A 14071-nucleotide genomic window follows, 5' to 3' on the forward strand; every position below is an offset into this window, starting at 1 on the left:
GGCTGATGGGGCGCGACTGCTCGCACTTGCGGAAATCCGCTTCGCTCCCTACAGTTGCAGCCCGATTTCGGCCCGATTTCGGCATTGCGCAACCTTCCGAACGAAGCGGGACGGGAGAGCGGCACCAAGGGACGCCGCGCCCGCGACGATCGGAACCCGTCAGTTCGAACAAGAGTTAGACAAAGCATGGCAACGATAGACAAGGTTCCGATGCTGGCCGAAGGCCATGAGATGCTCCAGCGGCAGCTCAAGCATCTGAAAGAAGTCGAGCGGCCCGAGAATGTCGAGGCGATCGAGGAAGCGCGCGCCCATGGCGACCTGTCCGAAAACGCCGAATATCATGCCGCGAAAGAGCGGCAGGGCCATATCGAAGCGCAGATCGCCGAGTATGAAGACAAGCTGGCGCGCGCCATCGTGATCGACCCCACCACGCTGTCGGGCGACAAGGTGGTGTTCGGCGCGACCGTCCGCCTGCTGGACGAAGACGACAAGCCGATCACCTATCAGATCGTGGGCGAGCTGGAAGCCGACGCCAAGCGCGGCCGCATCAGCTATAACTCGCCCGTCGGCCGGGCGCTCATCGGGCGCAAACTTGGCGAGGAAGTGGAAGTGGTGACGCCGTCGGGCGACCGCAGCTACCTGATCGACCAGGTCGACTTCCGCTAGGATCGGCATTGGCGGAGGGGCCTTCCGATCCGGCGACCCCAGCTGTCGCGGCCGGCCCGGCCGCGGCAGCGCTGCCCATTCCATGGGCCACGCGGATCATCCTGATCCTGTGCGTGGGCCTCGAAGCGCTGAACCTGCTGATGGGCGATGGTTTCGCCCGCACCATCAGCTATATGGGCGGGCTGGTGCCCGCCCGCATCACCGGCGCGGTGATCGGCATTCCCGAAAGCCCCGTTCCCGCGCCGCTGACCTTCATCACCCACATCTTCCTGCACGGCGGCCCCGTGCACCTCGCCATGAACATGGTGTTCCTGGCGTGGGTGGGGCGGCAGGTGGAAGTGTTCGCAGGCACATGGCGCTTCCTGCTGCTGTTCTTCGCGGGCGGGATCGCCGGCGGGCTGATGCAGGTGGCCTTCAGCCCGACCTCCGTCGTGCCGATGATCGGTGCCTCCGGCGCAATCTCCGCCGTGTTTGCCGCCTATGCCCTGATCTTCGCCCGCTCCGGCGAAGCCCCGGCCTCCTTCCTCGGCTTCCACCTCTCCGGCGAAACCGTGCGCGCACTGCGCTACGCCTCGCTGTGGATCGGCCTGCAACTGCTGACAGCCGTGGCCTTCAACACGCCGGGGCAATCGGGCATCGCTATCTGGGCGCATATCGGCGGGTTCCTCGCCGGGCTGCTGATGGCGCCGTTGTTGAAGCGGCGGGCTTAGAGGCCTCCGGCGGCCCGGGCTCCGCCCGGGACCCGGCAGGGGCGTGACGCCCCTGCACCCCCATTAGTTTTTCTTAGCCCCTCCCGTTGACGCTTCGCGTCAGCTTCGCTTCCAGGGGAGGGGTTGGGGCGGGGGCCATCCGCTTGGCGCGAGGTTGGGGGTTATAGCCTGCGGCGCTTCTGCTGCGCTCGTTGTGATGTCAGCGGATCAGGCCCGGCGGTGACACCCCCTCTCCATCTCTCCCCCTTGCAGGGGGAGAGGGCTGCGTAGCGCCGCAGGCAATCAAAGTGGATCACGCGCACGGCGCTAGAGTTGGGCCACAACGCAAATGTAGAGGGTGCAGGGAAATCATTTCCCTGCCGGGTGCAGGGCAGGGCCCTGCCCGCCGGAGGCAAAATGCGCGCGCCCTACCCGAACAACCACATCCCCAGCATTCGGTGGAACGGAAAGGTAAAGAACCCGGCCACCAGCAGGGCGAAGATCGACAGGCCGCGCGCGCGTCGCCGGTGCCCGGCGACGGCGTGGCGGCGGGCTTGGCTCACCATGATGGGCACTTGAATCAGCACCCAGATGGACAGCAGGTGGATCACGCTGAAGCCGCCGCCCCGCGTCAGGCGGATGTCGAAGGTGATGAGGGCGCTGGCGACCATGGCGATGGCCCATATCCAGCCCAGAATCCGGTGGGTTCGGGCGCCTTTGACGCCCCACATCTGTGCGGTGGTGACGCCCAGCACCAGCAGCATCAGCAGCAGGTGTGCCCAGACGGTGGGGCGCGCGTCGGCCCAGTGCGGCTGGCCGCGCACGATGGCGGCAAGCACAGCGGCGAGCAGGGCGAGCGCCAGCCAGCCGATCAGGCGGTCCGGCAGGATACGGGTGAGGAAAGAGGGGCGCTCTGCGGTGGTGGCCATGGGAAGGGACATGCCTTCACCGGATCGGGCTGCCAATGGGGCAAACAGGGGCGGCATGAAAAAGGCCCCGGCGGTTTCCCGTCGGGGCCTTTTTTGGCCTGTTCTGTGCCGACCGGCTTACGCGCCGGCCTTGCCCATTTCCTTGTCGAGATTGTCGACGATGGCCTGGAAGAACATCTCGGTCGTCATCCATGCCTGATCGGGGCCGATCAGCAGGGCGAGATCCTTCGTCATCTTGCCCTCTTCAACGGTTTCGATGCAGATTCGCTCCAGCGTCTCGGCAAACTTCGTCACTTCGGGCGTGCCGTCCAGCTTGCCACGATGCTTCAGCCCGCCCGTCCATGCGAAGATGGAGGCGATGGGGTTGGTGCTGGTCTGCTTGCCCTGCTGGTGCTGGCGATAGTGGCGCGTCACGGTGCCGTGCGCGGCTTCGGCTTCCACCGTCTTGCCGTCTGGCGTCATCAGCACCGACGTCATCAGGCCGAGGCTGCCGAAGCCCTGTGCCACGGTGTCGGACTGCACGTCGCCGTCATAATTCTTGCAGGCCCAGACAAACTTGCCGCTCCACTTCAGCGCGGATGCGACCATGTCGTCGATCAGGCGGTGCTCATAGACGATGTTGGCGCGGGCGAAGTCCGCCTTGAATTCCTTGTCGAACACCTCCTGGAACAGATCCTTGAAGCGGCCGTCATAGGCCTTCAGGATGGTGTTCTTGGTGGAGAGATAGACCGGCCATTGGCGGGCGAGGCCATAGTTGAGGCTGGCGCGGGCGAAATCGCGGATGCTGTCGTCGAGGTTGTACATCCCCATCGCCACACCGGCGGTCGGGTAGTCGAACACCTCGAATTCCTTGCTGTCGGATCCGTCAGACGCTTCCCACTTCATGGTCAGCTTGCCGGGTCCGGGGACGAGGAAGTCGGTCGCGCGATACTGGTCGCCGAAGGCATGGCGGCCGATCACGATCGGGTCCGTCCAGCCGGGCACGAGGCGCGGCACATTCTGGATCACGATGGGCTCGCGGAACACCACCCCGCCAAGGATGTTGCGGATGGTGCCGTTGGGCGACTTCCACATTTTCTTGAGGCCGAATTCCTCCACCCGCGCTTCGTCCGGGGTGATGGTGGCGCATTTCACGCCGACGCCGAACTCCTTGATGGCGTTGGCGGCGTCCACGGTGATGCGGTCATCGGTGCGGTCCCGCTCCTCGATGCCGAGGTCGTAATAGCGCAGGTCCACGTCCAGATAGGGCAGGATCAGCTTTTCGCGAATCCACTGCCAGATGATGCGGGTCATCTCGTCGCCATCGAGTTCGACGACGGGGCCCTTCACCTTGATCTTGCTCATGCCACCTCTGTCCGGATGCTGAAAATACTGGCCTGTCCTTAGGGAAGGGAAAGGGCCGCCGCAAGCGCATCGGCGTCTGGCAGACATTCGACATAGGTTGTGATGTCGGCGCTCGCGAATCCGCTTTGCACCACATGGTCCAGCAGGGCGAGGAACGGCTGCCAGAAATCGCCGTCTCCCATCAGCCACACCGGCTTGGCGTGCAGGCGCAGGTTGCGCCACGACAGCACCTCCACCAGTTCATCCAGCGTGCCCAGCCCGCCGGGCAGCGCCAGAACCGCGTCTGCATGTTCGAACATCAGATGCTTGCGGCTGTGCAGGCTGTCCACCACGATCATCTCGTTGCAGAGCGGCTCGGCCACTTCCCAGTCTTTCAGGAAGCGGGGGATGATTCCCTCCACCCGGCCGCCTGCGGCCAGCGCGGCGCGGCCGCATTCGCCCATCAGCCCCAGCGCGCCGCCGCCATAGACAAGGCCGACACCGCGTTCGGCCAGCGTGCGCCCAACGGCCGCCGCAAGCTGCGCATGGCGCGGATCGGAGCCGCTGCGGGAGCCGCAGAAAACCAGAACAGAGCGGACAGGCCCGGCCGGAATGGCGGCGGGAAGCGAATCGAGCGGGTGGGTTCTCATGGGGGCTGCACCTAGCACTGCTGAGCATGCGCCAACATTGCCCATTGCTTAGCGTAGCCTGCCGTGGCTAAAGGCCAAAAAAAGCACGCAAACGACATCCATATCAGGGACAGGGCATGGCAACTCATCCAGAAGCCACGACTGATGCTGCCGACAGCGTCCGACGCAGGGACTTCATCTATGTGGCGACCGGCGCCTTCGCGGGCGTGGGCGCTGCAACCGTCGCGTGGCCGTTCATCAACCAGATGAATCCGTCCGCCGACGTGCGGGCGCTGGCGACCGTGGAGGTGGATCTCTCCGCGATCCAGCCCGGTCAGGCGATCAAGACGATCTGGCAATCCAAGCCGGTGTTCGTGCGCAACCTGACGGCCGCCGAACAGACCGCCGCGCGCAAGGTGCCGCTGTCTGACCTGCGCGATCCGCAGACGCTGGACGAGCGCACCAAGGCGGATCATCACAACTGGCTGATCACGCTGGGGGTTTGCACCCATCTGGGCTGCGTGCCGCTGGGCGCGGCAGAGGGCGAGAACAAGGGCGATTACGGCGGCTATTTCTGCCCGTGCCACGGTTCGCACTATGATACCGCAGGCCGCATCCGCCGGGGCCCCGCGCCGACCAACCTGGTCGTGCCGGCCTACGCCTTCAAAACCCCCACGCTGATCGAGATCGGATGATCCCATGAGCTTTCCCTGGGCCAATCATTACGAACCCAAGCATCCGCTGATGCAGTGGGTGGACCAGCGTCTGCCGCTGCCGCGGCTGGTCTATAATGCAGTCGGTGCCGGTTATCCGGTGCCGCGCAACATCAATTACTGGTACAATTTCGGCGTTCTCGCAGGCGTCGCGCTGATGATCCAGATCATTACCGGCGTCGTGCTCGCCATGCACTTTTCCGCGCATGTCACCACGGCGTTCGATTCGGTCGAGCACATCATGCGCAACGTGAATTCCGGCTGGATGATCCGTTACATGCACATGAACGGGGCCAGCTTCTTCTTCATCGTGGTCTATTTCCACATCTTCCGCGGGCTTTACTACGGAAGCTACAAGGCCCCGCGCGAAGTCGTGTGGATGCTGGGCGTGGTGATCTTCCTGCTGATGATGGCCACAGCCTTCATGGGCTATGTGCTTCCGTGGGGGCAGATGAGCTTCTGGGGCGCGCAGGTCATCACCTCGCTGTTCTCGGCCATCCCGCTGGTGGGTGAAACGATCCGCACCTGGCTGGTCGGCGGCTTCGCGCCGGATAACGCCACGCTGACGCGCTTCTTCTCATTGCACTATCTTCTGCCCTTCGTAATTCTGGGCGTGGTGATCCTGAAGATCTGGGCGCTGCACATCCCGGGTTCCACCAACCCCACCGGCGTGGAGGTTCAGGGGCCGCAGGATACGCTGCCCTTCCACCCCTATTTCACCGCGAAGGATTTCGTCGGCATCTGCGTTTACCTGATGCTGTTCGCGATCTTCGTGTTCTTCATGCCGAACGCGATGGGCCACCCGGATAACTATATCCCGGCCAACCCGCTTTCCACGCCGTCGCACATCGTGCCGGAATGGTATTTCTGGCCTTTCTACGCCATCCTGCGCGCCTTCACGATCAACTTCCTGTGGATCCCGGCGAAGCTGTGGGGCGTGATCGCGATGTTCGCCTCCATCCTGCTGCTGTTCTTCCTGCCCTGGCTGGACAGCAGCCGCGTGAAATCCACCGCCTATCGCCCGATGTACAAAATCTGGTTCTGGGTGCTGGTGGTCGACGTGCTGATCCTGGCCTATTGCGGCGGCGCGCCCGCTGAAGAGCCCTATGTGCGGATCAGCCAGATCGCGGCGGCCTATTATTTCGCCCACTTCCTGATCGTGCTGCCGATCCTGTCCTTCATCGAGAAGCCGCTGCCGATGCCCAACAGCATCGCGGAAAGCGTGTTCGCGAAGGCGGGTCATAAGGACGCCGCTGCTGCCCCCGCCGGGGCGGCCGCTGCGCCTGCTGAATAAGGGGTCAGAGCATCATGGTTCGTTTTCTGGGATTTGGTGTCGGCCTTGTGTTCGTGCTGGTGCTGCTGGTCGCGGCGCTGCTGCCGCGCGATGACGTGCCGGCTGATCCGATCAAGGCCATCCACGAGCATCCGCGGTCTGCCCATTGGCAGCAGGACGGGCCGCTGGGCATGGGGGTGTTCGGCACCTATGATCGCGCCCAGTTGCAGCGCGGCTTCCAAGTTTACAAGGAAGTCTGCTCGGCTTGCCACGGCCTGCGGCTGGTGGCCTTCCGCAACCTGTCGGAAATCGGCTTTTCCGAAGCCGAGGTGAAGGCGCTGGCGAAGGCGAAGGACGTGCCTTCGATCAATTCGCAGACCGGCGAGGAAACCACCCGCCCGGCGCTGCCGTCGGATCACTTCCCCAGCCCGTTCCCGAACGAAACGGCGGCGCGCGCCGCGAACAACAATGCGCTGCCGCCCGATCTCAGCCTGATCGTGAAGGCCCGGCCGAACGGCAAGAATTACATCCATTCGCTGCTGACCGGCTATGACGAGACCGCGCCGAAGGGCTTCGACGTGCCGCAAGGACTGCATTTCAACCCTTATTTTCATTCGGTGAACATCGCCATGGCGAAGCCGCTGAACGAGGATCAGGTGACCTATGCGGATGGCACCAAGGCCACGGTTGATCAGATGGCGATGGACGTGGTCGCCTTCCTGCAATGGGCGGCGGAACCGGAACTGGAAAAGCGACGGCAGATTGGCGTGGCCTCGCTGATTTTCCTCGGTATCCTCACGCTGCTCGCTTTCCTGACCTATCGCCGCGTGTGGGCGGGCATCGCCCACTAGCCGAACGGTCTGGCCAGACATTGAAAAGGGCGGGGGAAACCCCGCCCTTTTTTGCGTTGGCCCCCGGCCCGCCCGCCCGCCGCACTGGCGCGGGCGGCTTCGCCCGCCTAGAGGCAGCGGATGGCTGACCAATCGACGCTGACAGGGCGCCTTGCGCGATTTGCGAAGGTGGGGGCGAATCTGGGCGGATTCGCCGCCGGGGCCGCCGTGGCGCGCGCGGGCGGCCGATCGCTGGACGATCCGAAGAACGCCGCCGAACTGAAGCGGGTGCTGGGGGAACTGAAGGGGCCGCTGATGAAGCTGGCCCAGATTTTGGGCAACATCCCCGATGCGGTGCCGCCGGAATTCGCCCGCGAACTGGCCGAACTTCAGGCCAATGCGCCGCCGATGGGGCAGGGCTTCGTGCGGCGGCGCATGGCGGGCGAACTGGGGGCGGACTGGCGCAGCCGCTTCACGGACTTCACCCCCGAAGCGGTTTCAGCGGCGTCGCTGGGGCAGGTGCACAAGGGCTTGCTCCCCACCGGCGAAACGGTGGCGGTGAAGCTGCAATACCCGGACATGGCCTCTGCTGTGGAGGCCGATCTGGGCCAGCTGGACCTGCTGCTGTCGCTGTTCCGCCGGGTGGATGGCTCCATCGACACCAGCCAGATTCGCGACGAACTGGCCGCCCGCCTGCGCGAGGAACTGGATTATGGCCGGGAACTGAAGCATCTGCTGCTCTATCGCGCGCTGCTGGCGGGCGAATCGCACGCCCGCGTGCCCGCCCCCGTGGCAGAGCTGTCCACCCCCCGGCTGCTGACGATGGAGTGGCTGGAAGGCACGCGCCTGCTGGACTGGAAATCCGCGCCGCAACAGGTGCGCAACCGCATCGCCGAAGCGCTGTTTCTGGGCTGGTATCGCCCCTTCTACCGCTTTGGCGTGATCCACGGCGACCCGCATCTGGGCAACTACACCGTCGCCCGCGCCGATGCGGACGCGGCGGTGGTGAACCTGCTGGATTTCGGCTGCGTGCGGGTGTTCCCGCCGCGCTTCATTCAGGGCGTGAACGAACTCTACAGCGCGATCGAAGCCGGAAACGACGCCCGCGCGGCCGAAGCGTTCGAGCTGTGGGGCTTCAAGGGGCTGACGCCGGAGATTCGCGAGGTGCTGATGCAGTGGGCGCGCTTCCTCTATGGCCCGCTGCTGGAGGATCGGGTGCGCCCCATCGATCTGGACGGAAAGCCCGGAGACTATGGCCGCGCCACCGCGCAGAAGGTGCATGCGGAACTGAAACGGCTGGGCACGGTGACGATTCCCGCCGAATTCGTCTTCATGGATCGCGCCGCCATCGGGCTGGGCGGCGTGTTCATCCAGCTGGGGGCGGAACTGAACTGGCACCGGCTGTTCCGCGGCCTGATGGACGATTTCGACGTGGCGGCGGTAGAGGGACGGCAGGCAGAGGCGCTGGCGCAGGCTGGCCTTTGAGGCGATAAAGCAGAGCTTTCCGCTCGCCTATCAGAAGCGGGATTGTTATCGGTTGGCAGCGGTGCGTATGCCCGCCCGGGGAAAAGAGGGACAATCATGGCCGAAATCGAGAATGGCTGGGAAGCCGCCGCAGCCGACAACCGCACAGTCTATTCAGGATTTCTGGGCCTGACGAAATGGGCGATCATCCTGATCGCCATCGTGCTGATCCTGATGGCGATCTTCCTGACCTGAGCCACGCGGGCCATCGAGCTCCGACCAATCCAACCCTTTGTGGGGTGATCGCATGAAGATTGCAGTGCTGGCCGAAACGGCCGCAGGGGAAAAGCGTGTCGCCGCGACCCCTGAAACGGTGAAAAAATATCTGGCGCTGGGCGCCATTGTTTCGGTGGAATCCGGCGCGGGCGCAGGCGCGAACATTCCCGATTCGGCCTTTGCGGATGCAGGTGCGACGCTTGGCACCCGCGCGGATGTGCTGGCAGGCGCCGCGCTGGTGCTGGGGGTGCAAGGGCCTGATCCCGCAGGCCTGCCGACAGGCATCACGCTGGCGGCCAGCCTGAACCCGCACCAGTCGAAGGATCGGCTGGCGGCCTATGCGGCGGGCGGTGTGGAGGCGCTGGCGATGGAGTTCATGCCGCGCATCACCCGCGCGCAATCGATGGACATCCTCTCCTCTCAGGCGAACCTGTCCGGCTACAAGGCGGTGATCGACGCAGCCGAAGCCTATGGCCGCGCCTTCCCGATGATGATGACGGCGGCGGGCACCATTTCCGCCGCGCGCGCCTTCATCATGGGCGTGGGCGTGGCGGGCCTGCAGGCCATCGCCACGGCACGGCGGCTGGGCGCGGTGGTGTCCGCGACGGACGTGCGGCTGGCCACCAAGGAACAGATCCAGAGTCTCGGCGGCAAGCCCGTGTTTATCGAGGATGAGGAAACCAAGGCCGCCGAAACGGCGGGCGGCTATGCGAAGGAAATGTCAGACGCTTACAAGGCCAAACAGGCCGCGCTGGTGAGCGAGACGATTGCCAAGCAGGATATCGTTATCACCACCGCGCTCATCCCCGGCCGCCCCGCGCCAAGGCTGGTGACGGCCGCGCAGGTCGCGACGATGAAGCCGGGCAGCGTGATCGTCGACCTTGCCGTGTCGCAGGGCGGCAATGTGGAAGGCTCCAAGGCCGACGAGCGGGTGGTGACGGACAACGGCGTCATCATCCTCGGCTTCTCCAACTATCCCAGCCGTCTGGCGGCGGACGCGAGCGCGCTGTTCGCCCGCAACCTGCTGACCTTCGTGACGACCTTCTGGGACAAGGAGGCGAAGAAGCTGGTGCTGCCGGAGGACGACGAGATCGTGAAGGCGATCAAAGTGACCGGTGGCGGGCAGATCGTGCACCCGGGGCTGCAGCCATGATCGCCGCGACCAGTTCCTCCCCCGCTCGCGGGGGAGGGGGACCGGCGAAGCCGGTGGAGGGGGAGCGCCCCATCCGCCGCCCGGCAACAGTCGCAAAGGCGCGCAAGCTGCGCCGAACCATGACATATCCCGAAGTGCTGCTGTGGCAGCAGTTGCGCGGGCAACCCGATGGGGTGAAGTTCCGCCGCCAGCATCCGCTCGGGGCCTATGTCGCCGATTTCTTCTGCGTTCCGGCACGCCTCGCCATCGAGGTGGATGGGGCAGCGCATGATCGCGGCGATGCGCCTTCACATGATGCCGCCCGCGATCAGTGGTTCTCGGCGCAGGGCGTGACTGTCCTGCGCATCCCGGCGTCAACGGTTCTGGCGGATGCCCGGGCTGTTGCGGCCGATATCCTTGCGACGGCGCGTGCGTCGTTCCCCCTCCACCATCCTTCGGATGGTCCCCCTCCCCCGCAAGCGGGGGAGGAACAGGAGTAAACTCATGGACTTCATCTCCATCCTCTCCATCTTCGTGCTGGCCTGTTTCGTGGGCTATTACGTCGTCTGGTCTGTCACCCCGGCGCTGCATACGCCGTTGATGGCGGTGACCAACGCCATTTCCTCGGTGATTATCGTGGGGGCGCTGATCGCGGCTGCCGCTGAAGGCTCCGCCGTTGCCAAATGGCTGGGGCTGCTGGCGGTGGTGCTGGCCAGTGTGAACATCTTCGGCGGCTTCGCCGTCACCGAACGGATGCTGGCGATGTACAAGAAGAAGGAAAAGAAGGGCTGATGGAACAGGCTGCCACCACGCCCGATATCGGGCATCTGTCGACAACGCCCGCTTGGGCCATGTTCGCCTACCTCGTTGCCGGGGTGCTGTTCATCCTTGCGCTTCGCGGCCTGTCCTCCCCCGAATCCAGCCGGGCGGGCAACCGTTATGGCATGGTGGGGATGTTGATCGCGGTTGTCACCACGATCATCACGCATAGCCTTGCGAACATTGCGGAAATCGGCATTGCCATCGCCATCGGCGGGGCCATCGGCTACATCGTCGCCCAGCGCATCGCCATGACGGCGATGCCGCAGCTGGTGGCGGCTTTCCACTCCCTCGTCGGCCTTGCCGCCGTGCTGGTGGGGGTGGCGGCCTATCTGAACCCGGATGCGTTCGGCATCCTGCAACCGGATGGGCTGGATATCTTCAAGGGCAGCCGCATCGAACTGGGGCTGGGCGTCGCCATCGGGGCGATCACCTTCTCCGGCTCGGTCATCGCCTTCCTGAAGCTGAACGGCAATATGTCGGGTGCACCGATCCTGCTGCCGGGGCGGCATGTGATCAACCTTGGCACGCTGGCGGCAATCCTTGTGCTGGTCAGCCTGTTCCACATGGATACGCCGCAGCTGTTCTGGGCGATCCTGATCCTCAGCTTCGCCATTGGCTTCCTGCTGATCATCCCCATCGGCGGGGCGGATATGCCTGTCGTCGTCTCGATGCTGAACAGCTATTCCGGCTGGGCGGCGGCAGCGATGGGCTTCACGCTGCAGAACACGGCGATGATCATCACCGGCGCGCTGGTGGGATCGTCTGGTGCGATCCTCTCTTACATCATGTGCAAGGCGATGAACCGCAGCTTCATCTCGGTGATCGCGGGCGGCTTTGGCGCGGAAGCAGCAGCCTCGGGCGGGGCGGCTAAGACCGACCGGCCGTGGAAGCGCGGGAGCGCGGACGACGCCGCCTTCATCATGAAGAATGCGGAAAAGATCATCATCGTGCCGGGCTATGGCATGGCCGTCTCTCAGGCGCAGCACACGCTCAGGGAAATGGCGGACACGCTGAAGAAGGAAGGGGTGGAGGTGAAATATGCCATCCACCCGGTGGCAGGGCGGATGCCCGGCCATATGAACGTGCTGCTGGCCGAAGCGAATGTGCCTTATGACGAGGTGTTCGAGCTGGAGGATATCAACAGTGAATTCGCGCAGGCCGATGTCGCCTTCGTGATCGGCGCGAACGATGTGACCAACCCGGCGGCGCAGACGGACAAATCCAGCCCCATCTACGGCATGCCCGTGCTGGAGGTGTGGAAGGCGAAAACCGTGCTGTTCGTGAAGCGGAGCATGGGCGGCGTTGGTTATGCCGGTGTCGACAATGATGTCTTCTATATGGACAACACCATGATGCTGCTGGGCGATGCCAAGAAGATGACGGACGAGATCACAAAGGCGCTCGCCCACTGATGGAAATGGGCTTCACACTTTCGTCGCGGCTTCAGGCCCCGGCGGAAGATGTGTGGCATCACCTGCAGTCGCCCGGGCTGATGCAGCATGTGGCAGCCCCCCTGCTGGAGTTCCGGGCGCTGCCCGGATCGCCACTTCCAGATCCGTGGATAGAGGGCGATTTTCAGGTCTCTCTGCGTCTGTTCGGGGTACTGCCGCTGGGCAGGCAGACAGTCGGCATCCGCCTTCTGGAAGCGGCTGATTGGCCGCGACGGGTTCTGGACGACGGGCACAGCCCCCTGATCCGGAGCTGGAAGCATTGGATCGAGCTCAATCCGGCCGGGCCGGGTGAAACCGACTATGCCGACAGGATCGGCATATCGGCCGGGCTGCTTACGCCCTTCATATGGCTGTTCGCCCGCCTGCTGTTCGCGCACAGGCAGCGCCGGCTTCGCTTGCTCGCGCAGGCCGGATTCGCACCCTTGCGCGGTTGGGGTGCGTCCACTGACTTGAGTTGAGGCCCGTCGGCTCCTATCGCGCGATCATCACCGCTTCCGGAGCCCCCATGCGTCTATTTCTGCTTGCTGCCTCCCTCTCGCTGCTGCTCGGAAGTCCGGCAATAGCCCAAGGCGCGAAAACCTCCTCTGCGTTCGACACCGACGTGGCGGCGCTGAAGCCCGGAGAGTTCATCTGGAACGGCGATCTGGCCCCCGAAGGGCCGATGACGGTGATCGTGCACCTGCCCACGCAGCGCGCCTTCGTCTATCGCAACGGCATCCGCATCGGCGTCACCACGGTTTCCTCCGGCAAGCCCGGCCACAAGACGCCCACCGGCATCTTCACCATCCTGCAGAAGAATAAGGACCATAAGTCCAACCTCTATAACAGCGCGCCCATGCCCTATATGCAGCGGCTGACGTGGGATGGCATTGCGCTGCACGCCGGGAACCTGCCCGGCTATCCGGCGAGCCATGGCTGCATCCGCATGCCGATGGAGTTTTCCAAGAAGCTGTTCGAGGCCTCGTCCATGGGGATGACGGTGGTGGTGACGAACGGGCTGGTGACGCCGGAAGTGGCGGACGCCAATGCCTTTCTGATGCCGGTTACCGCCAAGGGCGTGGCAGACGATCCGACGCTGCGCCGCCTGAGCAAGGACGAGAACTGGCGCTGGACGCCGGAGAAATCCCCCACCGGTCCCGTCACCATCGTGCTCTCCACCGATAACGAGCGGGTGATCGTGTTCCGCAACGGGGTGGAGATCGGCCGCAGCAAGGTGCAAATCGCCAAGGGCTTCGAAATCGGCACCCGCGCGCTGCAATATGCAGGCACTGACGCGGACGGCCAGACGCGCTGGATATTCATTCCGCTGCCCGGTTACGAGACGGAGAAGGGGCAGGCCGACGAGAAGAGCGCGTTGCAGTCCATCTTCATCCCCGCGGATTTCAACCGCCTCGTCCGTTCCGTGATCGGGCCGGGCACCACGGTGCTGGCGACCCATGGCGGCCTGAACAGCGGGCAGGCGGGCAAGGCGACGACGGTGATCGCGACGGACCAATAAACGGCCGCGTGGAAACCTTAATCGCGGCATTCGCAGTCGGAATATTTGACAGTTTGTCTAGATTTGGGGCCTTTTCGCCCCTGTAGACCCGGCTGGCACGCTTCTTGCCAAAGATTGCAATGACGCAATATTTGGGAAGATCAGATTATGAGCATCCGTCCGATTGCAGGGCTTTTGGCCCTGTCGATGGCCGGTTCCGCGCAAGCGGGCACTTCGCTGAACATGGAGACAACCGCGCTGGGGGCCATGCTGCTGCTGGCGGCGCTGGGCAGCGGCTTGGTGGTGTTCGCGTTGCAGGAGCGCGGCCGCGAGCGGCAGAAGGGCCAGGAGCCGGTGCGCATCCGGCAGACCATCCGCCGTTACAACCAGCCCTGAG

At 64.4% G+C, this 14071-nt stretch carries 17 protein-coding genes; 14 read left to right on the forward strand and 3 right to left on the reverse strand.

Features of this window, described 5'->3' with window-relative positions:
* The first annotated feature begins 186 nt into the window (after positions 1 to 186).
* Positions 187 to 666 (forward strand): transcription elongation factor GreA, encoded by a 480-nt coding sequence (gene greA, locus FJQ54_RS16935; RefSeq protein WP_140929582.1) that lies wholly within the window; start codon positions 187 to 189, stop codon positions 664 to 666.
* 8 nt (positions 667 to 674) lie between these two features.
* A complete protein-coding gene (locus tag FJQ54_RS16940; RefSeq protein WP_140929583.1) occupies positions 675 to 1376 on the forward strand; it encodes a rhomboid family intramembrane serine protease in 702 nt (233 codons plus the stop codon).
* Positions 1377 to 1783: 407 nt separating this feature from the next.
* On the opposite strand, the gene FJQ54_RS16945 is transcribed toward FJQ54_RS16940, so the two are convergent.
* From FJQ54_RS16945 to FJQ54_RS16955, 3 genes are all read right to left on the reverse strand, one after another.
* Positions 1784 to 2284, reverse strand: a complete 501-nt coding sequence (locus tag FJQ54_RS16945; protein ID WP_235890512.1) for a DUF2306 domain-containing protein — start codon at positions 2282 to 2284, stop codon at positions 1784 to 1786.
* A 117-nt stretch (positions 2285 to 2401) separates the two neighbouring features.
* Complete coding sequence (locus FJQ54_RS16950) at positions 2402 to 3628, reverse strand: NADP-dependent isocitrate dehydrogenase (protein ID WP_140929585.1); 1227 nt, start codon at positions 3626 to 3628, stop codon at positions 2402 to 2404.
* Positions 3629 to 3666: 38 nt separating this feature from the next.
* Complete coding sequence (locus FJQ54_RS16955; RefSeq protein WP_140929586.1) at positions 3667 to 4257, reverse strand: LOG family protein; 591 nt, start codon at positions 4255 to 4257, stop codon at positions 3667 to 3669.
* A gap of 116 nt (positions 4258 to 4373) precedes the next feature.
* On the opposite strand from FJQ54_RS16955, the gene petA reads away from it, so the two are divergent.
* The 12 genes from petA (at position 4374) to FJQ54_RS17015 (ending at position 14070) form a co-directional block, all read left to right on the forward strand.
* A complete protein-coding gene (gene petA, locus FJQ54_RS16960) occupies positions 4374 to 4931 on the forward strand; it encodes a ubiquinol-cytochrome c reductase iron-sulfur subunit (protein ID WP_140929587.1) in 558 nt (185 codons plus the stop codon).
* A gap of 4 nt (positions 4932 to 4935) precedes the next feature.
* Complete coding sequence (locus FJQ54_RS16965) at positions 4936 to 6243, forward strand: cytochrome b (RefSeq protein ID WP_140929588.1); 1308 nt, start codon at positions 4936 to 4938, stop codon at positions 6241 to 6243.
* Between the two features lie 14 nt (positions 6244 to 6257).
* On the forward strand, positions 6258 to 7073 hold the full coding sequence (locus FJQ54_RS16970) for a cytochrome c1 (RefSeq protein ID WP_140929589.1): 816 nt from the start codon (positions 6258 to 6260) through the stop codon (positions 7071 to 7073).
* A 120-nt stretch (positions 7074 to 7193) separates the two neighbouring features.
* The gene (locus tag FJQ54_RS16975; RefSeq protein ID WP_140929590.1) at positions 7194 to 8537 is read left to right on the forward strand and encodes an ABC1 kinase family protein; all 1344 of its coding nucleotides are present in this window, start codon (positions 7194 to 7196) and stop codon (positions 8535 to 8537) included.
* Positions 8538 to 8633: 96 nt separating this feature from the next.
* Positions 8634 to 8771, forward strand: coding sequence for an aa3-type cytochrome c oxidase subunit IV (locus tag FJQ54_RS16980; protein ID WP_140929591.1), 138 nt, complete (start codon positions 8634 to 8636; stop codon positions 8769 to 8771).
* Between the two features lie 52 nt (positions 8772 to 8823).
* The gene (locus FJQ54_RS16985) at positions 8824 to 9945 is read left to right on the forward strand and encodes a Re/Si-specific NAD(P)(+) transhydrogenase subunit alpha (protein ID WP_140929592.1); all 1122 of its coding nucleotides are present in this window, start codon (positions 8824 to 8826) and stop codon (positions 9943 to 9945) included.
* A 53-nt stretch (positions 9946 to 9998) separates the two neighbouring features.
* Positions 9999 to 10424, forward strand: coding sequence for an endonuclease domain-containing protein (locus FJQ54_RS16990; protein ID WP_328592192.1), 426 nt, complete (start codon positions 9999 to 10001; stop codon positions 10422 to 10424).
* A gap of 4 nt (positions 10425 to 10428) precedes the next feature.
* On the forward strand, positions 10429 to 10716 hold the full coding sequence (locus tag FJQ54_RS16995; protein ID WP_140929594.1) for an NAD(P) transhydrogenase subunit alpha: 288 nt from the start codon (positions 10429 to 10431) through the stop codon (positions 10714 to 10716).
* 59 nt (positions 10717 to 10775) lie between these two features.
* Positions 10776 to 12158, forward strand: coding sequence for an NAD(P)(+) transhydrogenase (Re/Si-specific) subunit beta (locus FJQ54_RS17000; RefSeq protein WP_235890526.1), 1383 nt, complete (start codon positions 10776 to 10778; stop codon positions 12156 to 12158).
* Positions 12158 to 12655, forward strand: coding sequence for a hypothetical protein (locus FJQ54_RS17005; protein WP_140929596.1), 498 nt, complete (start codon positions 12158 to 12160; stop codon positions 12653 to 12655). The genes FJQ54_RS17000 and FJQ54_RS17005 overlap by 1 nt, the downstream gene beginning before the upstream one ends.
* 47 nt (positions 12656 to 12702) lie before the next feature.
* On the forward strand, positions 12703 to 13695 hold the full coding sequence (locus FJQ54_RS17010; protein ID WP_140929597.1) for a L,D-transpeptidase: 993 nt from the start codon (positions 12703 to 12705) through the stop codon (positions 13693 to 13695).
* Positions 13696 to 13842: 147 nt separating this feature from the next.
* The gene (locus FJQ54_RS17015) at positions 13843 to 14070 is read left to right on the forward strand and encodes a hypothetical protein (RefSeq protein ID WP_140929598.1); all 228 of its coding nucleotides are present in this window, start codon (positions 13843 to 13845) and stop codon (positions 14068 to 14070) included.
* Position 14071 lies beyond the last annotated feature (1 nt).

The organism is Sandaracinobacter neustonicus (assembly GCF_006385875.1).
GTDB classification, from domain to species: domain Bacteria; phylum Pseudomonadota; class Alphaproteobacteria; order Sphingomonadales; family Sphingomonadaceae; genus Sandaracinobacteroides; species Sandaracinobacteroides neustonicus.